The organism is Flavobacterium kochi (assembly GCF_048286715.1).
GTDB lineage: Bacteria > Bacteroidota > Bacteroidia > Flavobacteriales > Flavobacteriaceae > Flavobacterium.
The window spans coordinates 22,296-42,120 of the sequence record NZ_JBLVPW010000032.1 but is presented as its reverse complement, the minus strand read 5'-3'; the positions used below and the strand labels follow the sequence as shown (position 1 = coordinate 42,120).

14 protein-coding genes are annotated in these 19,825 nt (G+C 38.4%); 9 read left to right on the top strand and 5 right to left on the bottom strand.

Going from position 1 to position 19,825, the window contains the following annotated elements:
* Together ACNQGH_RS19530 and ACNQGH_RS19525 are read left to right on the top strand one after the other, a co-directional pair.
* The coding region (locus tag ACNQGH_RS19530) for a T9SS type A sorting domain-containing protein (protein ID WP_417957706.1) at positions 1-2,362 on the top strand (2,362 nt) is incomplete at its 5' end.
* A gap of 566 nt (positions 2,363-2,928) precedes the next feature.
* Positions 2,929-3,258 carry a hypothetical protein gene (locus tag ACNQGH_RS19525; RefSeq protein WP_417957705.1) on the top strand — a complete coding sequence of 110 codons (330 nt, stop codon included), beginning with the start codon at positions 2,929-2,931 and terminating at the stop codon, positions 3,256-3,258.
* 224 nt (positions 3,259-3,482) lie between these two features.
* Here ACNQGH_RS19525 and ACNQGH_RS19520 read toward each other — a convergent pair whose 3' ends face one another.
* Positions 3,483-3,830 (bottom strand): helix-turn-helix domain-containing protein, encoded by a 348-nt coding sequence (locus ACNQGH_RS19520; RefSeq protein WP_417957704.1) that lies wholly within the window; start codon positions 3,828-3,830, stop codon positions 3,483-3,485.
* A 1,170-nt stretch (positions 3,831-5,000) separates the two neighbouring features.
* Between ACNQGH_RS19520 and ACNQGH_RS19515 the strand changes: the two genes are divergently transcribed.
* The 4 genes from ACNQGH_RS19515 (at position 5,001) to ACNQGH_RS19500 (ending at position 12,670) form a co-directional block, all read left to right on the top strand.
* Entirely contained in the window at positions 5,001-5,165 is a 165-nt protein-coding gene (locus ACNQGH_RS19515; RefSeq protein ID WP_417957703.1) for a hypothetical protein, read from the top strand.
* A 407-nt stretch (positions 5,166-5,572) separates the two neighbouring features.
* On the top strand, positions 5,573-8,596 hold the full coding sequence (locus ACNQGH_RS19510; RefSeq protein ID WP_417957702.1) for a SusC/RagA family TonB-linked outer membrane protein: 3,024 nt from the start codon (positions 5,573-5,575) through the stop codon (positions 8,594-8,596).
* A gap of 16 nt (positions 8,597-8,612) precedes the next feature.
* The gene (locus tag ACNQGH_RS19505; protein WP_417957701.1) at positions 8,613-10,043 is read left to right on the top strand and encodes a RagB/SusD family nutrient uptake outer membrane protein; all 1,431 of its coding nucleotides are present in this window, start codon (positions 8,613-8,615) and stop codon (positions 10,041-10,043) included.
* The gene (locus ACNQGH_RS19500) at positions 10,043-12,670 is read left to right on the top strand and encodes a S9 family peptidase (RefSeq protein WP_417957700.1); all 2,628 of its coding nucleotides are present in this window, start codon (positions 10,043-10,045) and stop codon (positions 12,668-12,670) included. Before ACNQGH_RS19505 ends, ACNQGH_RS19500 begins: the two co-directional genes overlap by 1 nt.
* Before the next feature lie 71 nt (positions 12,671-12,741).
* Here ACNQGH_RS19500 and ACNQGH_RS19495 read toward each other — a convergent pair whose 3' ends face one another.
* From ACNQGH_RS19495 to ACNQGH_RS19480, 4 genes are all read right to left on the bottom strand, one after another.
* Positions 12,742-13,017: a hypothetical protein gene (locus ACNQGH_RS19495; protein WP_417957699.1), complete on the bottom strand. Its 276-nt coding sequence runs from the start codon at positions 13,015-13,017 to the stop codon at positions 12,742-12,744.
* An 82-nt stretch (positions 13,018-13,099) separates the two neighbouring features.
* Entirely contained in the window at positions 13,100-14,182 is a 1,083-nt protein-coding gene (locus tag ACNQGH_RS19490; protein ID WP_417957698.1) for a hypothetical protein, read from the bottom strand.
* Positions 14,179-14,634, bottom strand: coding sequence for a MauE/DoxX family redox-associated membrane protein (locus ACNQGH_RS19485; protein ID WP_417957697.1), 456 nt, complete (start codon positions 14,632-14,634; stop codon positions 14,179-14,181). Before ACNQGH_RS19485 ends, ACNQGH_RS19490 begins: the two co-directional genes overlap by 4 nt.
* Positions 14,635-14,985: 351 nt before the next feature.
* Positions 14,986-15,276, bottom strand: coding sequence for a hypothetical protein (locus ACNQGH_RS19480; RefSeq protein WP_417957696.1), 291 nt, complete (start codon positions 15,274-15,276; stop codon positions 14,986-14,988).
* Between the two features lie 860 nt (positions 15,277-16,136).
* Here ACNQGH_RS19480 and ACNQGH_RS19475 point away from each other — a divergent pair.
* The 3 genes from ACNQGH_RS19475 to mobC are packed head-to-tail and all read left to right on the top strand — an operon-like array spanning position 16,137 to position 19,820.
* On the top strand, positions 16,137-16,532 hold the full coding sequence (locus tag ACNQGH_RS19475; RefSeq protein ID WP_417957695.1) for a plasmid mobilization protein: 396 nt from the start codon (positions 16,137-16,139) through the stop codon (positions 16,530-16,532).
* Positions 16,517-17,821 carry a relaxase/mobilization nuclease domain-containing protein gene (locus tag ACNQGH_RS19470; protein ID WP_417957694.1) on the top strand — a complete coding sequence of 435 codons (1,305 nt, stop codon included), beginning with the start codon at positions 16,517-16,519 and terminating at the stop codon, positions 17,819-17,821. Before ACNQGH_RS19475 ends, ACNQGH_RS19470 begins: the two co-directional genes overlap by 16 nt.
* A gap of 16 nt (positions 17,822-17,837) precedes the next feature.
* The gene (gene mobC, locus ACNQGH_RS19465; RefSeq protein ID WP_417957707.1) at positions 17,838-19,820 is read left to right on the top strand and encodes a conjugal transfer protein MobC; all 1,983 of its coding nucleotides are present in this window, start codon (positions 17,838-17,840) and stop codon (positions 19,818-19,820) included.
* Positions 19,821-19,825 lie beyond the last annotated feature (5 nt).

Here is a 19,825-nt window from a genome sequence, read left to right as displayed (position 1 = left end):
CACCGATAATTGTGGTACTGTAAGTCCGACCTTTACAGATGGCACAGTGGTTATCACCGGATGTCTACGTTCACAAACCAGAACCTGGAATGTAACTGATGCCTGTGGCAACGCAGCAGCACCAGTTTCCCGTACAGCAACCTGGACTGTGGATACAACACTACCAGTTATCACTGCTACCGGAACACCGACAAATGGTACTCTGGGTTGTAACCCAACAGCGGATGCCATTGGAGCAGCGCTTGGAACAGCAACAGCAACCGATAATTGTGGTTCTGTAAGTCCGACATTCACAGATGCAGCAGTGGTTATCACTGGTTGTTTGCGTTCACAAACCAGAACCTGGAATGTAACTGATGCCTGTGGCAACGCAGCCGTACCAGTTTCGCGTACAGCAACCTGGACTGTGGATACAACACTACCAGTTATCACTGCTACCGGAACACCGACAAACGGTACTCTGGGTTGTAACCCAACAGCGGATGCCATTGGAGCAGCGCTTGGAACAGCAACAGCAACCGATAATTGTGGTTCTGTAAGTCCGACATTCACAGATGCAGCAGTGGTTATCACCGGATGTCTACGTTCACAAACCAGAACCTGGAATGTAACTGATGCCTGTGGCAACGCAGCCGTACCAGTTTCCCGTACAGCAACCTGGACAGTGGATACAACACTACCAGTTATCACCGCTACCGGAACACCGACAAACGGTACTCTGGGTTGTAACCCAACAGCGGATGCCATTGGAGCAGCGCTTGGAACAGCAACAGCAACCGATAATTGTGGTCCAGTAAGTCCGACCTTTACAGACGGATCTGTGGTTATCACCGGATGTATGCGTTCACAAACCAGAACATGGAATGTAACTGATGCCTGTGGCAACGCAGCCATAGCAGTTTCCCGCACAGCAACCTGGACAGTTGATTTAATTGGACCAACATTTAGTGGTATTGAACCTAATAAAGAGATTCCTGGAGGTGAAGGTGGAGATGGTGACTTATGTTCTCCTACTACAACTATAGGTGGTGTAGCTACTGCAGATGACAGAACTGCTCCTGGTGGTGCTAAAGTTGATATTGACTTTAGTCAACCACGTACAGGTAGTGCTCCTACTGAAGTACTTAATTGGACTAATGGTACTACTACTGCTCAATCTGAATATGTTGAAGGTATGGGGGTTCCTCAAAGACTTTTAATTCAAGGCTTGAAAGGAAATACACACTCTATCAGAATCAGACATGAAGCAGTTAAAAAACAAGATGCTGCCAGACATGGATATGATTTCTTAATGTCTTGGGAACAAGCTGTTGCAACTGCTGGTAACATTGGCAATGGAACCAGAAATGAGTTACAAAACCTACTTGCTCAAGAATGTGATGGACACTGGTCTGGTGCAGGTCAAGCTGCTTGTAAAGCAATGACAACAAGTGCTAAAGCAATTATTCCTGATGTTATGGGTAACCCTCCTAATCAAACTGGTAATAGAAATGTTGATGATGTTATCCAATGTTTTGAATCACAATATGGTGACAGAACTATTGAATTAGAGGGTACTACTGCTATCGCAAATTTGGCTATCAATTTTGATGGTTATTCAGGTAGAGATGGAGGAGATAATTATGCATGGTATACAATCTCATGGACATCAAGCTCTCCTAACGTTATGCTTAAATTAGCTGGTAGACTTGCTCAAGGTGGAGGAAGCTGTGGATATGGAAACTGTCATGGTGCAGGTTCAATCAAAGGTAACCCTTACCACTTTAAACTTGATGCAGTTGATGGTAAAGGTGTAGGTGAAAGAGATAATCAAGTAAAATGTGATGAAGAACAAGTGTGTGATGTTAACATTCCAGTCGAATTTGATACACCAACTGTTACTGATAATTGTACTCCACATCCAACACCGGTAATTGTAAACGATGATGTTGTTACTACTAATCCTGACGGTTCTAAAACCCATTGCAGAACATGGCAAGCCATTGACGATTGTAATAACGCTTCAACGTTTAGCCAATGTATCACCGTCGTTTGTATTGATACAGAAGGATCAAAAGATCCTAAATCAGATGAACCAATAACTTCAAATATTCATTCTGAAACTGCTGGTTTTACTGCTTATCCAGTTCCTTTCAAAGATATTCTTACTATAAAATATGACTTTGATTATAAATCCGATGTGAAAATTGAAGTGTATAATGCGCAAGGTATTTTGGTACTTACAAAAACTGATACAAATAGCTATTTGAACAAAGAAATTATGTTACACCTTCATTCATACAAAGGTCAAGAGCAGGTTTATATTGTGAAAGTAACTACTAACAGAGGAAGCAGTACGAAAAAAGTAATATCTTCAAACTAGTTTTTAATAATTATCTAATCCTAAAAAATGAAATGGATTAGGATATAAAATTAAACCTCGGAAGTTTTTCTTTCGGGGTTTATTTATACTTTGTCTTTTTTTAAATTGATCTTTAGGTTGTTTTGTAAAGCCCCTTTCTGGTAAATAAAAAAGGATCGACCATTGTTTTCTACAATAAAATACCTTTTTGATGATGGAATATTTTATAAATCCGTTGTTATGAAGAGGTTATGTCTTTCTGCAAGTTTTTATTTCCCAAGTTTGCTGTTTTCCTGCTTTAACAACTATGGTATTAAAATTTTATTATCATGGAAAAGAATACACTTCTGACGTTTTTCGAAGTTTTATAGAGCAAAATAATAAGTTGCTTTTTAACTAAAAACATTGTTTCTACATTAAGTTTTTTGAATTTTGAGACTAGATCTTTTGATTCTAATCAGGAATTAGGTAAAATAAAGGATAGTTTATTTCACTATTCAATGATTATTATACTATGTTTTTCTGGATTATTTATGAACACTATAACCTTGGCTCAAACACCACCCTCATAGCCTTCTGATTGTAAAATGGGCTGTACCTCAAACGATGTACAAATCCAAAGGGCCTATTTGGTAGATGTAAATGGAGTTGAATTACCTCCCAATTTTACATGTCAGGGTGTTACAACTGTAAGACTGGTTTTGGAATTAACCACTAAAACACCAAGAGTAGGTGTGGTTATTTTTGCGAACGTTAAAGATTTTACAGGTAATGTAATTGGACAAACAATACTTGCAAATCCGAAAGAATGTTTTGGAATTACTCTAAACCAGCCCACCAATACAGTTAAGTTTACTCAAACTTTTGGTTGGACTTGTGGAGCCCCAATTGTATTAACTAATGTATTCATTGGATGAGAACCCGGGAACATCGATTTCTGTGTAGGTAGTCCTAATTTTAGATGTCCGGCAACTTCATCTAAATGCTATTCTTTGCCTCCCGGACAATATATTACTGTTCAGATTCCAACTGCCAATCCAACAGAGGTTGCCAAGTGTTCTACAGATCCAGGTGGGAACACTGCAATATTTAACCTGACAAGTTTAAATTCAACCGTAATAGGTTCGCATTTAAATTGTAATTATTTTAAATGCTCAATCTTCACGACCTCCGAACTCAAAGCTTTAGTACCGCTTTCATTCATAGTTTGCTTTACGGTTACTTTAATCTTATCATATTGAGGAGTAGGAAACTTCATCAGGTCTGAAATGTTTTTATACCCGAAAGCCTGTGCCAATAATGCAATATGACGCGTTGAATATTTGTGTCGTTGAGTAAATGATTCAACATTACTTACAAAACTTTTAGCGACTCCCATTTTTAAACTGAGCTCATCTTGTGACCATTTTTTATTTCCACGTAACTTTTTTACGTGATTTATTAAGTCAAAATCAAATTGAGTAGTATCGAAAGTAATATTTTTTATCATAATTTTTAAAAAATAATAACCCAATATGTTGGGTTGTAAATAGTTTTCATTATATTTGTTCTAGCGAATTGACAATTAGCCTTTTTTGGCATAATTAAAACGATGTTTTCTCGAACCGAAACGACCAATTTTTTCTTCGAGAGTATCGTGAAGTCGCTCCATGTCAAAAAGTTTCTTACTTTTGCATACGGCATGCGAGCGGTTCTCACGTTAACTTTAGAAGAAAACTTTTAAATCGAAAGATTTAAAAGACGGGTTTGGTCGCCCACGGTTCTAAAGTGTGAGGCCGCTCCTTGCTTTTTTCGGCAAGTATCCTTCATACCAAGAAATACATCGTTCTATAATCATAAACCTATAAATTATGAGAACGATTTTTTTATGTACAACCGTTATTAAACCGCCTTAACTACTTGCTAAAGGCAAACTGCCTTTTGTTATCCCAAAAATGAAATAAACATTGTGTTAGGATAGGACAAACACCGAGAAGTATTCTCATCATAGACACTTCCTCCATCAGAATTTTAGTACTGATGTGTTTAACTCTACCTTGATATGAAAAAAGGGAATTATATAAAAAATAATCCCCCATATATCTAATCTCATCTCAACCCAAACCTAAAATGCTTTTGGTACTTAGATTTAAGCTTTTCCTCTTTAAACTCGCACTTTAAAAGTATTGCCTTTATTTCTATTTTCCAAATGGTATATTAAAATCTTTAGAGTTTGTTTCAGAAAGGGGAGCAAAAGGAGTTTTTAAAGAGAAAAACAAATAGTGTATTCATCAAAATAAAAAATAATTTCTTAGTTGGAAGTAAACACTTATGCCGAACGGCAACTAAAAACGGGGACTAAAAACTTTAAAAAACCGCCTATGATTATATAGGTCATTCATAACTGTAAACTCCTGCACCGAAAGGTCCTTTGAATAAAACACCTAGTTAATTTAATTTGAATTTGTTAATAAAAGGTGCAGGTTATTTAGTTGCACATACCAAACACAAACTAACCGCAACCCTTCGCCTATGACAAAATAAAGGCTTATGCCTTCGCGGAAAAGCACAAAAAAGACCCTCTAACTCGTCTGGAAACTAGTATAGAGGACCATCGCTAACAAAACTAACGTCTCATTTAACTATACTGATATTATGAAATGAGAATAACACTAATGCGATGCAAGCATCAATAACTATTTGCGAATTATATATGACCGATAAAAAACAACACATGAAAATTATTTCATTAAATAAAGGGTTAGGAGGTGATCCTGAAAATCAATCTTCCTTTTTCATACCACCATTACGCCAGATATCAATGGTTATACAACTGGTTTTATAGCATCCAAAAATTGATAAAATGAAATACTACAAACAAATAAAAGTTGTATTAATAGTGGGATTAATAGCACTTATATGCCTTTGGCTTTATGGTTGCGAAATAAAACGGCCGTTTTTAATGATGTAAAAACAGGTATAGCAGCCCTTTCCGACTGCTAAGCCCAAATGCAGGATTATAGTATGATTACTGGGAAACACCGAAAGGTCTTTTGTAATATCTAATAATCATAAACTAACACTTAAACCTATGCACTTATGATATAGTAAAAAACACCATCCTTAAAGACTTTAAGACATTCGATTGGATGACTTTAAGACTAAAGAAAAAGGCCTTCTAACTCGTCCCGAAACCAGAATAGAAGGCCACAGCAAAACAAAACTCGCATTTCATTTAACCAAACCAATATTATGAAAATTAATTTATTAAACAAAGGGTTGGGAGCACTTTGGTATCCGCTTATTTTTAGCTTATGCCTATGTTGTAACTCAGCCTTAGCTCGCAACGCCTTGCGGTTTTCCGTTTCTCAACAACAATCTCAGATCAATGGTACTGTAAGCGATGGCACTAGCCCGTTACCGGGCGTTAGCATTTCAGTAAAAGGGCAGCAAAAAATGGTCGTTTCTGACTTCGACGGGAAATTCACTATAACGGTATCACCCAACGACATTCTTATTTTTACTTACATTGGTTTTAGGACCGTTATGATTCCGGTTGAAGGCCGTTCTATAATCAATATTAAAATGCAGGAAGACGCAACTACGCTACAGGAAGTCAAAATCAATGCGGGCTATTATTCTGTCAAAGAAAGCGAACGCACCGGTAGTATTTCTAAAATCACGGCAAAGGATATTGAAAAACAACCTGTAACGAATGTGCTTGCTGCTATGCAGGGCAGAATGGCTGGTGTGAGTATTACGCAGACTACAGGAGTACCTGGAGGGGGATTTGATATCCAGATACGAGGGCTGAACAGCGTACGAAGCAATGGCAACAACCCACTTTATATTATTGACGGAGTGCCTTATTCTACCGATCCGATAGGAAGCGGGCAGGCATCTCCAGTATTGCCCGGACAACCAAGCCCGCTGAACAGCATCAATCCCGAACAGATTGAGAGCATAGAAGTATTGAAGGATGCTGATGCTACGGCCATATATGGTTCTCGTGGTGCCAACGGTGTTGTGTTGATTAGCACCAAGAAAGGCAAGGGGGGAGGGACGCAATTTACCGCCAATGTTTCAAAAGGGGTGGGGAGTGTTACCCGATTTATGGATTTGTTGAATACCCCACAGTATCTTGCCATGCGTGAACAAGCCTTTGCAAATGACGGCATCAGTCCTTTACCTAACCAAGCCTACGATGTGAACGGCACTTGGGACCGGAACCGTTATACAGACTGGCAGGAAACACTGCTAGGAAACACGAGTGAAATAACCACACTATCTTCTTCTGTTTCGGGAGGTTCAGCAGGCACACAGTATCTTGCCAGCGGAAGTTTCAACAAACAGACGACGGTGTTTCCTGGTGATTTCAATTATAAGAAAGCCAATTTTAACCTGAATGTAAACCATGAGTCTGAAAACAAACGCTTCCGTTCGATCTTTACGGTAGGCTATACCATCCAGCATAATCTTCAACCCCGTGGTGATTTGATGACCTCGGCTTTGGCACTGGCACCCAACGCACCTGAACTCTACAAAGCAGACGGGAGCCTGAATTGGGAAAATAGCACATGGATAAATCCGTTAAGTAGCCTTGAAGGCGAATATGAGGCAAAAACCTATGATCTGATTGCCAATTCAGTATTATCATACCAGATCAGTAAAAATTTTGAAATTAAGTCGAATTTTGGCTATACCTCCACCGATAACAATGAAACTGCAGCATTACCTTCCACACAGTATGATCCTGCCTATGGCGTAGGAGCTGCCTATTCAGTCTTGAAAGTCGGAACCCTATCCCGTAAATCATGGATTATTGAACCGCAACTTAATTACAAGGAACAGTTTGGGAAAATGGGCTTGGATGTATTGGTAGGAAGCAGCTTTCAATCCCAACAAGGAAGAATGAGGGATGACCTTGGACAAGGCTTTTCAAGCAATAGCCTTATCTATAACCTTGCCTCAGCCTCGGTAAAAAGTATATTGCTGAGCCAAGAGCAGGAGTACCGTTATGCGGCCCTTTTTGGAAGGATAAACCTCAACTGGAACGGCAAGTATATAGTGAACCTGACGGGGAGACGTGACGGCTCCAGCCGATTTGGACCAGGCAAGCAGTTTGCCAGCTTTGGTGCTATAGGCGGAGCATGGCTTTTTTCACGTGAAGATCTGTTGAAGGACAGCAAAATAGTAAGCTTTGGCAAGATCAGGGCAAGCTATGGCGTGACAGGAAGTGACCAGATAGGTGATTACCAATACCTAGACACTTATGGTTCTACCGGTAGTAACTATGGTGGTATCATAGGGCTGGAGCCTACACGACTCTTTAACCCCGCGTTTGGATGGGAAACCAACCGAAAGCTTGAGGCTGCGGTGGAAGCAGGGTTTTTAAACGACCGCATTTTTATTACGGCTGGTTATTACAAGAATCGCTCCTCGAACCAACTGGCAGGAATGCCATTGCCGGGAACAACGGGATTCTCTTCGATACAATCTAATCTGGCCGCTACGGTGGAGAATAAAGGATTTGAAGGGACTTTGAGAACTGTTAATGTACAGATCCAAGATTTCAATTGGACAAGTAACCTGAATATAACCGTTTCGCGCAACAAGCTGGTTGCATTTCCAGACCTTGAATCCTCGACCTACAAAAACATTTATTCTATTGGAGAACCCTTAAATATCAAAAAGGTATATCAATTTACTGGAGTCGATCCCGCAACGGGTCTCTATACCTTTGCGGACCGGGATGGCGATGGAAAAATTACCTTTAACGGTGATCGTACGTTGGTAAAGGATTTTAATCCTAAATTTTTTGGAGGCCTTCAAAACAGTTTCCGCTATAAAAAACTGCAATTGGATTTTTTATTCCAGTTTGTGAAGCAGGAGAATTACAACGCTACCGCCTTTTTTGCCCCTGCCGGTCTGTTATCGCAACAACCTACAACAGTTCTTGACAGTTGGAAACAGCCGGGAGACATAGCCTCACACCAAATGTATACTACGGGAGCGAATGGTGAGGCGGCTAATGCGGCAAGCCGATATGCGAGCAGTGACGCGGCAATTAGTGATGCGTCCTATATACGGTTGAAAAACATTTCACTTTCCTATGATCTTCCTCTTCAGTTAAAGGATATGCGTTGCAAAGTATTTGTTGAGGGACAGAATCTGTTGACTTTTACCAAGTATGCAGGTGCCGATCCAGAATTCAAATCAGCAGGCTATTTGCCACCACTGCGTGTTCTTAGTGCAGGGTTACAAATCACTTTTTAACTTAAATCTTATGAAAATGAAAAAACATAGTAAGAATATTTGTTCAGGGCTTCCAATACATGCCTGTAGAAAGCCCCTTTTTTTATCGCTATATGTGCTTGTGCTTGGCTTGTTGCTGAATGGTTGTGACTCCTTTGTTGAAGTTGACCTTCCAAGTGACCAGCTTATCGCCAATGGAGTCTTTGAAGAAAAGTCGACTGCCAACGCTGCGATGACAGAAGTTTATGCCAAAATAAGAGGAGCCGGATTATTGACCGGTTCTGCCGATGGGCTTTCGGTTGCATTGGGCAACTATAGTGATGAGCTTGATTTTTATGGCGAATCCTATCTTGGTACCTTATCGTATTACAATAATTCGTTAACCGCTGCCAATGTTGATGTAAAAAGCTTGTGGGACAGCAGTTATAATCAAATTTATTCGGCGAATGCCATTATAGAAGGAGTAGAGCACTCAAAGACACTTCCGCAGGAATCCAAAGATCAGCTCAAGGGAGAAGCGCTCTTTGTGCGAAGCCTTATCCATTTTTATCTTGCCAATATTTTTGGAGCCGTGCCCTATGTAAGCACAACGGATTATAAGACGAACAGCAATGTTGCAAGAACTGCTGTAGCTGACGTTTATGCTAAAGCAAAAGCTGATTTGGAAACAGCCATCTTACTGTTGCCTGAAAACTATGTTGTTGCAGATCGGACACGCCCCAATAAATACACGGCACTGACTTTGCTGGCCCGTGTAGCGCTTTATGAGGGATCGTGGGATGAAGCATCAAACGCCGCATCTGCCGTGCTGAATAATACGCAACTGTATGCATTTGAAAACAATCTTTCGAAAATTTTTCTGAATAGCAGTACCACTACTATATGGCAATTAAGTCCCGAAAATGAAGGAGGTAACACCTATGAAGGTGCCAGTTTTATTTTTACTGGCGCAGCACCTCCGCTTTCGGCTATCAGCATGGGATTGATGTCGGGTTTTGAGCCGGGCGACCTTCGTAAAGCAGCATGGACCAAAGCAGTGACAAACGGAAGCCAGACTTGGTACCATCCCTTTAAATACAAACAAAAGGAAAATACATCCACCTCGATGGAATTTTCCATCATTTTCAGAACCGGCGAACTTTACCTAATTAGGGCGGAAGCCAGGGCTAGGGCAGGAGACCTGATTGGGGCCAAGGAAGATTTGAATATCATTCGCAATACTGCAGGACTTGCTGATACCAATGCCATTTCGCAGGAAGAAATCCTGCAGGCTATCTTACGGGAAAGAAGGATCGAACTGTTTACCGAATTTGGTCATCGCTTCTTTGACCTGAAACGATTTGGAGTTATTGATCCGGTACTTTCGGCTGTAAAACCCGGCTGGGATAGCAATGACGTATTGTTTCCCATTCCGGAAACGGAAATTGGTTTAAACCCGAATTTGGAACCTCAAAATTCAGGATACTAATGGTGCCCGTCTATAACATTAAAAATTTCATCTTTATTAGTTTAATTTGTTTTCTTTCTGCCTGCCCGGTTTTCGGGCAGGTCAAGAAAGTAAAGCTATTGACACAGGATGATTATGGTAAGTGGAGCCAAATGATCCGGGAGGGTATCTCTGATAATGGCAATTGGGTGCAGTACCAGCTGGTCTATGATTCAGGTAAGGATACGCTGTTTGTGAGGAATACGAAAGGCAAAGAGGTTTTGGCTGTTGCAAAAGGCTATGATGGACAATTTTTTAACCAGAACTCGTTTGTTTATATGCTTCCTGATAAAAAAATCGGGATTTCAAACCTAATGAATGCGAAGGAAAAGAAGATTGAAGGTGTTGGAAGTTATCAGATTGCGGGCAAAGGAGGTTTTCTGGTACTTGCTTCCAATGAAGAAGACGCAGCAACAACCATAAAGGTATTAGATTCCGATCTCACGGTAATTGAAACGATAAAAAGTGTCAGCTCTTTTATGATTAGTCCAGATCGCAACTTACTGCTGTATTGCCATACTGACGATGGAAATAGGAAAGTAACATTGCTGGCCTTTTTGGATCATAAAGTTCAAAAGAAAACAATAGCCTCAGGGAACTATGATTATTCTAATCCAGTCTGGCAAGCCAATAGCAATGCCGTAGCCTTCTTAGGGACGCCAATGCTAAAAACTGATTCATTGGGGCCTGAAGTTTTTTTCTATAAGGTGGCCGAAGATAAAAGTTATAGTTTCAGTATGAGGCAAAATAGTTCTCTTAAAGGATTTGATTTCAATGGTAATAGCAGCTCTTCCCTTATTGTTTCTGATGATGGGATGCGGGTGTTTTTTACACTCAAAGATCAAGAGGAAAGCAGTAATAAGGAACGTGCATCAGATGTTGAAGTATGGAATGCATCAGATTCAAATCTGTATCCATATCTAAAGCAATCTGGTAGACAGGGTGTTAATAAAATGGGTATTTGGGAACCTCTTAGCGGCAGGATACTGATTGCAGGTAAAGGAAAGCAGGATATTTATATGCTTAATGGAGATCAGCAGTATGCTATAACAAGTGATGTATTTCCTTATTTGCCCAGTGACAAGGAAAGGCCTGAAGCAGACTATTATGTTACCAATCTGCTTACTGGAGTGGCCTCCCTTTTTTTACGTCAGGTACCTTTCGAAAATGCTGCTTTGGTATCTTCGCCAAATGGAAAGTCGGTTGCCTACTTTAGGGAAAACCAATGGAAAGTATATAATTTTGCCGACAAGACCCATATTACGATGCCATCTACAGTACCACTTGCGTACAAAGGAGATTATAGTGCACCAAGAAGTCCTTATGGATTTGCAGGCTGGACTGCCGACGGTAATAGATTAGTGTTGTATGACCAATTTGACCTCTGGTCGTTTTCAATAGATGGTAAAGAGAGCAAACGACTTACAAGGGGAAGGGAAGAGGGAATCATTTTCCGTGTTGCCAACATTGGAAATGCCCCTTCAATAGACGAGTCGTGGCTTGTAGAAAAAGGGAAAGAGATTGATGTTGCCAGTGCTATTCTATTGGATGCCCATAGCGAGGATAACGATAAGAGTGGTTATGCTGTTTTATCTCCAAGCGGAAAGTTAAACATCAAGACTTTTACGGATAAGAAACTAAGCAGACTTAAAAAAGCTAAAAATAAGGATATCTTTATTTATAGGCAGGAAGATTATGATTTGCCACCACAAATTATAGTTGGCTCTGGGAATAAATGGAAAGATACGGTTATATTTAAAAGCAATCCTCAACACAGTCAATATCCGTGGGGGCATTCCGAGTTAGTTTCCTATAAAAATAAGGCAGGGGAGTCTTTGCAAGGGGTTTTATTCTTTCCTTTTGACTATCAGCCTGAAAAAAAATACCCAATGGTGGTGCAAATTTATGAAAAGCTAGTCACCACTGTGCATACCTACATTGCTCCTTCCATGTATAACACAACGGGCTACAATACTTCAAACCTGACAAGCCAAGGATATTTCGTACTGCATCCCGATATAAATTATACTATTGGTAATCCTGGTATTTCAGCGGCAGATTGTGTGATTGCTGCCACCAATGCTGTTATTTCAAAAGGTTGTGTTGATCCTCTTAGAATAGGCCTGATTGGTCAATCCTTTGGAGGTTATGAAACTTTTTTTATTGCCTCGCAAACGAAGTTATTTGCGACTGCCATAGCTGGTGCCGGCGTTTCCGATATGAGCAGTTTTTATCTTTCAATGGGATGGAATTATAAGAATCCTGATGCATGGCGTTTTGAATACCAGCAGTTTCGAATGGGCAAAACACTTTTTGAAAATGCGGAAGGCTACAGGAGAAATTCGGCTATTACATTTGCCAGTGATTTTTCAACCCCGATTTTGTCATGGACTGGGGATTCTGACACGCAAGTCAATCCACAGCAAAGCATGATCTTTTATATGGCAATGAGAAGATTGAAAAAGGAGCATGTTATGCTTAGGTATCCCAAAGAAGGCCATGTTATTGTGGCTATGGATCATCAGGCTGATCTGAGTTCAAAAATTATGGATTGGTTTAATCATTATCTTAAAGATTACCCCAAACCAGACTGGAGCAGTCCAGACTAGAAATTATACTAAAAAGCGATGCGGTTAATCATTGATTAACCGCATCGTACTTTAAAATAGAACGAAGATCGTTATATTTTTTTGTAAAGTGTTTGTGGACAAGAGGCATCACTTTGATTTACTTTGCCCGTTAAAGTCTGCAACGATGGTGTCTTGCAGATGTCATTTACGATGGTACTGCACATAATGTCTTGAACACAAGGATGCAGGGCATCTACAAATAAGTAACCACGCTGATCACCCGGTGCAGCTTTTACAGTACCCATTGACATGGTTGCAAATGCTCCTAGCGATCCCAAAATGACAACTGCCAAAGGCATCATCAGTTTTTTAAAATTTGTTCTCATAATAAAAAGTATTAATAGTTATGATCTACTCTGTTACAGGTTTTCGATCGTACTCCTGATACTGCGCAGTATATTTTCAATATTAATTGTCATTTTTTAGTGTTGCCCGAGTTGTTAAATGGTTCAGTAATTTGTAGCAAACAATTTTATCATGGATTATGGCATACAGTTTTCTATTCACTACAATAAAACTGTTCATACTAGATTTACCTATCTTGTAAATCGGAAAGCTTGATTTATAGGAATGGTCCCTTAAATCATATACATCAATGATGCTCGCTTCCTTCCATAGTTGATCCCTTTCGTATTGCCCGGATATAGTGGAATTTACATACAGTAAATTATCACTTACCGCACTCATCTTGTTGACTATCAATGGAGGGTTTGAAAAAGTGTTGATGTTCTTGCTTTTCACTTCAGCTACTTTAATTTGTACTTTGCTTATGGTGTCGATGGTATTGCCTCTGTAGTCAAGTTTGAGATTTTTATGAGCAACTATATACTGATTACGGTAGCGGTAAACATATACAATACGATTATTATTGTTGTCGAAATGCAATGATCCATCTACATCGAAAATTCCATCAATTTGTGTTTGGAGAAGTTCTTCGGAATGATTCTCTAAACGATGGCTTAGGCTTGTTGTACCAAGGATACTTTTTCCTGTTTTCTGATCAATAAAGCGGACCGCAACGTTGTCTTCGGCAATTGGCTCCAGATGTGAAAAATATTTTCCGGTACTTAAAACTAATTTTGCATTCCAGTCGTGAATATTTCCCTTAAATATATAAGGGATGTTTCCCTCAAACATGTAAAAATTATTCTCAAATACTTTAACCATAGGGGTATGGAAGGGCAGTTTTTTGTTGTTTGGAATTATCTTATAGGTTTTTCGGTTTGTTAAAGCTGTATCCAACTCCATTACTTGTAAAGGAGCGGTGCTGTTTCCTAAATAAATTTTTCCATTACTGCTCCCTGCAAAATAATAAGAGTTGTATCCCAAATCTGCCTTATATTTTTCCTGCGCCACATGTTGTGGAAATCTTCTGATAAATGTATTTGCATAATGGATGATCTTTTCTGATCTATTAAAAAGTAATACCACTATAGCTGTGCCAGCAATTGTGCAAAAAAACATCAATACTATCTTGCTCTTAATTTTCATGATTGGTTTTTATTTGTAATTGTTTTTGTGTTTTGTATCGGTACAAAAATTATCGCTATTCCTATAAGCACAACAAATATGATGTTAAAAATAAGGTGCTGGTTCCATGTCATTTTTTCAAGTACACCCCCGCATGAACATGGAACGAAAGCACTGTAATTAAGGATAATATAGATGTAGGCCGTAAACATTACCATTAGTGTAAAGGAACCTAATAATGAAACGAATCGTAGTCTTGGGATGAACAGTCCAAGAGCCAAAGCTATTTCAGTCAATGGCACTGTCACGGACACCCAGCGTGCAAATGCACTAAGTAAAGGTGATTGACCAAGTTGAATGACAAAATTTTCATAATCAAGTCCTTTACTTGTAGCAGCATAAATGAAAAGTAATGCCGTTAAATAGCAAATTATAATCATCAACGTATTCCTTATGTTTTTAATCTGGTTCATTTTTCTGATTTTTAGTTTGGGGAACTTTTATAATTAAAATTTTTATACCCGATTATCCATTTTTATTACTGCATTTGGGGCAATAAATTTAGTATCGTATTCAAATTCCATTAAATGAAAAAAGCATTTTATTTATGATTTAATTATTTGGACTTGAAACTGAAGCAAAACTACAACAGTCTGTTTGATAACGTGTTACCGAAATCCGGCATGAATTTGTCAAAATCCGCAATTTTAGTTAAAGTTTTTAAAAAAGCATCGTTGAAATAAAATTGATGAATAAAAAAAGTGCCAAATAAACAAATATTGTTTATTTGGCACCCAGTTATTTTCTTCTTTTATAATTTGTTATTACTTCCCGGTTTCGCTCAATGTCTTCAATTTCTCATTGAGTTCTATAAGTCCGGCTTTTTGTAAACACTCATCTCCAAACAGTTTTAATTCCTGAAGATTTTCTTCTGGAACACTTGTCATGAGAATCGATGGTTTATCATCGTCTTTAGCAGCTAATCCACGTCCAATAACATGGTTTAACAACAGCACATTTTTTCGTGAAATTTTCAAATCAATCTTCACTACGTCATTCATTCCAGGGATACTAAGTACAGTATCAAAAACCTTGGCCACATCATTTGTTGTCATAATCTTCACGTTTTTAATTAATAATTTATTCTATAAAGATATAAAGTCGTTTATGAATTTTGATAGGTAAAATTTACCTATGATAGGTAGAATCCATACCACTTACTTAATTTTGTATCTGATTTAAATGCTGAACATTAAAATGTACTATAGGATTTTAGATAAACGGAGTTACAGAAATGTGCTTTGAATTTGATATAAAATGTGTCAATTAAAAATGGTTTTAAAAACGATTTTCAAGAGTATAAAATTTGATAATCATATTTCAAAAGAAGCGGTTTATCAAATGGAAGTTCATGGTAAATAAAAAAGTTCTGAAATGGTGATTTCATTTAAGTATTTTAATGACAACCATCACCCTTTAAAATAAACAGCCAAAACCTTCCTTAAACAAGTCAGGATTTGGTTGTTTTAAAATTGGTTTATTGCTTTGAAAGAGCACGTTCTTTTATGGGAAATTGAGGAGTAAATTCAATTTTGTAATTATCCAGTTATAATGGTTTTTAAATTATAGACAGTGTGCACTTTCCTTGACTACCGAAAGTGATGATAAAATGCCCTTTATATAAGTCATCGAGAATTTAATGACTGAATTGATAGTTCCTATGAATGGCTGAAATACCACTAGTAGCATATCATGTATTATAAAAAGAGGCTATGAATGAGAAATTTGACTTTTGAGCATTTTTGAAATACTGAAATGTCTGAGGAATATTTAAAGTAGCTGGAAGATTGCAACGTTTCTGCAATCGGCAAGATGTCCTGTTGTTTAACAACAGATTCTTGCTGCTCTATACTCGGGACTCGTTAGCAGTGACACTGAAAGGATCAAAAGAGTTTGATAACAATGAAAATGAGAGATGATGGAAAGAGAAAATTCAAACAGAACACGCATTGTCGGGTTACGGTTTACACCCGAAGAGTATGCGAAAATTGAACGCAAATGGAAGGCAAGCACTTGTCGCAAGCTGAGTGACTACATTCGTAAACACCTATTTGACAAACCGATAAACACCACTTTTAGGAATCAGTCTTTAGATGATATGACCCTTGAAATGATGCTGCTATATAAGCAATTAAATGCCATCGGAAACAACTTCAACCAAGCGGTAAAAAAGCTGCATACCCTTGACCAAATCCCTGAATTTAAAGTCTGGATTATCAGTTCTGAACAGGATAAAAAAATCCTTTTGAACAAGGTTGAAGAAATCAAAATATGCATCCAAAAAATCTCAGAAAAATGGTTGCAATCATAAAAACAGGACACTCTATCCACAAGGTTTTCTATTACAATGAAAACAAAGTAAAAGAGGGCGTAGCAGCGTGTGTTGGTGCCGGAAATTATCCAATTGATGTGGATAAAATGAGCGGTACGATAAAACTGAATCGTTTTCTAAAACAGTTGGAATTAAATGAAAATGTAAAGCGAAACAGTGTGCACATCTCATTGAATTTTCATCGTTCGGAAAATCATTCCAAAGAAAAATTAATGGCTATTGCGGATACTTATATGGAGAAAATAGGTTTTGGAAAACAACCTTATCTGGTATACCAGCATCACGATTCCGGGCATCCGCATCTCCATCTGGTCTCCATAAATGTAGAGAGGGATGGCAAGCGAATCGACATGCAAAATATCGGTCGAAACCGATCTGAACCAGCGCGAAAAGAAATCGAAGAACTTTTTGGACTTGTTAAAGCGCAAGGACGTCAAAATAATCAAGATTTTGAACTCCAACCTATCATCTCAGGAAAGGTTCACTATGGGCGAAACGAATCCAAAAAAGCTATTGCAAATGTATTGGTCCAGGTGCTTTCATCGTATAAATATACCAGCCTTCCGGAGCTGAATGCAGTGTTACAACAATACAATGTTTTGGCAGACAGAGGCAATGAAAATTCAAGAATGTTTAAGTCAAAAGGATTAATGTACCGGATACTGGATGAAAATGGCAAACTTATCGGTGTACCCATCAAGGCCAGTCTCTTTTACAACAAGCCAACCCTGAAATTTTTAGAAGGAAAATTTGCATCCAATACCATTGGCCAAATTTCCGATATGAGAAGGGTAAAAAACGCCATTGATATGGCATTTTTAAGAACGAAAATATCACTTACAGAAATGGTACAACTACTGGAAAAAGATGGAATCAATACAGTTTTTAGAAAAAATGCAGAAGGATTACTTTATGGGATTACTTATGTAGACCATACTACAAAATGTGTTTTTAACGGTAGTAAGCTGGGCAAACAATACAGCGCTAAAGCAATTCAGGAACGTTGTGAATCAATTAGCCCAGTGGAACAAAAAATGGGAAGTTCAGATAGTGAAAAATCACAGGGAATTACATCTCAAACGACTCATTCGAAAATCAATACGACTTCGTTTGGTGATGATTTTCAAAGTAATAAATCAGTTGGATCCGATTTAGTAGTGGGGCAATTATTGGATATGCTTACGCAATCCGAACAAACGGCTAATTACGTTCCATACCAACTCAAAGGCAAAAAGAAAAAAAGAAGAGGACAGTCTAATAATCAATAAAATTGAAATTATGGCTATGCAGACAGGAGAAAACGAACAGGCATTGAGGAAGATACTCGACATGACCAGACTAATCAGCATCATTGTTTTGGTGATCCATTTTTATTATTACTGCTACGCTGCCTTTCGGGAGTGGCATCTCGTTAGCGGGTTCAGTGATAAAATTATGGACAATATTCACCATACAGGATTGTTCAGTAATTTTCATAAATCCAAACTCTTTGCATTGGGATTTTTGATGATTTCCCTAATAGGTGCTAAAGGACGTAAAGATGAAAAACTGAATTATAAAACGGCCTTTGCTTATATAATTACGGGTATCCTAATTTACTTTATAAGCTATCTTTCATTATATCTGAAAATAGAAATAGTACAGGCAGCGATTGCTTATATAACTATTAGTTCAGTTGGATTTCTTTTGGTGCTTTCCGGAGGTACTTTGCTCTCGCGTATTATAAAAAACAGGCTCAATCAAAAGGATATTTTTAATACCGAAAATGAGACCTTTCCTCAAGAAGAAAGGCTTTTAGAGAATGAATATTCCATTAACCTTCCAGCTAGATATCATTTAAAAGATAAGGTACGAAACAGTTGGATAAACATCATTAACCCTTTTAGGGCTTTGATGGTTCTGGGCACCCCTGGCTCAGGGAAGTCTTACTTTGTAATTCGACATGTTATTACCCAGCACATACGCAAAGGCTTTACTATGTTTATTTATGATTTTAAATTCGATGACCTTTCCAAAATTGCCTATAATACCTGGCTCAAATACAAACATCTTTATCCTAAACCACCACAGTTTTATGTTATTAATTTTGACGACCTGACCCGAACACACCGATGCAATCCATTGGAGCCTTCAGCCATGAGTGATATTACTGATGCTTCTGAATCAGCACGCACCATTCTGTTAGGATTAAATCGGGAATGGATCAAACGTCAGGGAGATTTTTTTGTGGAATCACCGATCAATTTCCTTTCTGCTATAATATGGTATTTGAGAAAATACAAAGACGGCGAGTTTTGCACGCTTCCCCATGTTATAGAACTCATGCAGGCAGACTATGATAGCTTGTTTACCTTGCTTAGAACTGAAAAAGAAATTGAGGTACTCATCAATCCTTTTGTAAATGCCTACCTCAATAATGTAATGGACCAATTGGAAGGTCAAATCGCTTCGGCAAAAATCGCAATGGCGAGGCTTTCTTCTCCGCAATTGTATTATGTTTTATCAGGTAATGATTTCACATTGGACATCAATAATCCGGAGGAACCAAAAATTGTATGCATGGGGAATAATCCACAGAAGATACAAATTTACGGTGCTGTATTATCACTTTATGTAAGCAGATTGGTAAAGTTGGTCAACCAAAAAGGCAAACAGAAAAGCAGCCTGATATTCGATGAATTTCCGACTATATATTTGAACAATATGGATAGTTTGATTGCTACTGCTAGAAGTAATAAAGTAGCTACTTGTTTGGGTATTCAGGACTTCAGCCAGTTGCGTAAAGATTATGGACGAGAGCAAGCCGATGTGATTATGAACATCACCGGAAATATCGTCAGCGGACAGGTTACAGGAGATACAGCCAAGCAATTATCAGAGCGTTTCGGAAAGATTCTGCAGGACAGAGAAAGTCTTTCTATTAATAGCGGTGATACGTCAATTAGTCGTTCCAAACAATTGGAATCAGCAGTGCCTCCTTCCAAAATTTCCGGACTTAGTTCCGGTGAATTTGTAGGTATGGTAGCTGATGATCCCGATTGTAAAATTGAACTCAAAACATTTCACTGTGAAATTGTGAATGACCATAAAGCATTGAAAAACGAACAGGATGATTATAAAGATATTCCCGTTATTCGGAAAGTCGATAACGCAATGGTACAACGCAACTACTTGCAGATAAAACAGGACATCAAGGACATTATTTATTCTGAAAAAGAAAGACTATTAAATGATTTTGGACTGGCACATTTGGTTGTCAAGAAGTAATTTTA

Excerpts from the sequence above, each read along its gene's own strand:
- ACNQGH_RS19525 (WP_417957705.1), top strand. The coding sequence starts at position 2,929 with ATGGGCTGTACCTCAAACGATGTACAAATCCAAAGGGCCTATTTGGTA.
- ACNQGH_RS19520 (WP_417957704.1), bottom strand. The coding sequence starts at position 3,830 with ATGATAAAAAATATTACTTTCGATACTACTCAATTTGATTTTGACTTA.
- ACNQGH_RS19515 (WP_417957703.1), top strand. The coding sequence starts at position 5,001 with ATGCAAGCATCAATAACTATTTGCGAATTATATATGACCGATAAAAAA.
- ACNQGH_RS19510 (WP_417957702.1), top strand. The coding sequence starts at position 5,573 with ATGAAAATTAATTTATTAAACAAAGGGTTGGGAGCACTTTGGTATCCG.
- ACNQGH_RS19505 (WP_417957701.1), top strand. The coding sequence starts at position 8,613 with ATGAAAAAACATAGTAAGAATATTTGTTCAGGGCTTCCAATACATGCC.
- ACNQGH_RS19500 (WP_417957700.1), top strand. The coding sequence starts at position 10,043 with ATGGTGCCCGTCTATAACATTAAAAATTTCATCTTTATTAGTTTAATT.
- ACNQGH_RS19495 (WP_417957699.1), bottom strand. The coding sequence starts at position 13,017 with ATGAGAACAAATTTTAAAAAACTGATGATGCCTTTGGCAGTTGTCATT.
- ACNQGH_RS19490 (WP_417957698.1), bottom strand. The coding sequence starts at position 14,182 with ATGAAAATTAAGAGCAAGATAGTATTGATGTTTTTTTGCACAATTGCT.
- ACNQGH_RS19485 (WP_417957697.1), bottom strand. The coding sequence starts at position 14,634 with ATGAACCAGATTAAAAACATAAGGAATACGTTGATGATTATAATTTGC.
- ACNQGH_RS19480 (WP_417957696.1), bottom strand. The coding sequence starts at position 15,276 with ATGACAACAAATGATGTGGCCAAGGTTTTTGATACTGTACTTAGTATC.
- ACNQGH_RS19475 (WP_417957695.1), top strand. The coding sequence starts at position 16,137 with ATGATGGAAAGAGAAAATTCAAACAGAACACGCATTGTCGGGTTACGG.
- ACNQGH_RS19470 (WP_417957694.1), top strand. The coding sequence starts at position 16,517 with ATGGTTGCAATCATAAAAACAGGACACTCTATCCACAAGGTTTTCTAT.
- mobC (WP_417957707.1), top strand. The coding sequence starts at position 17,838 with ATGCAGACAGGAGAAAACGAACAGGCATTGAGGAAGATACTCGACATG.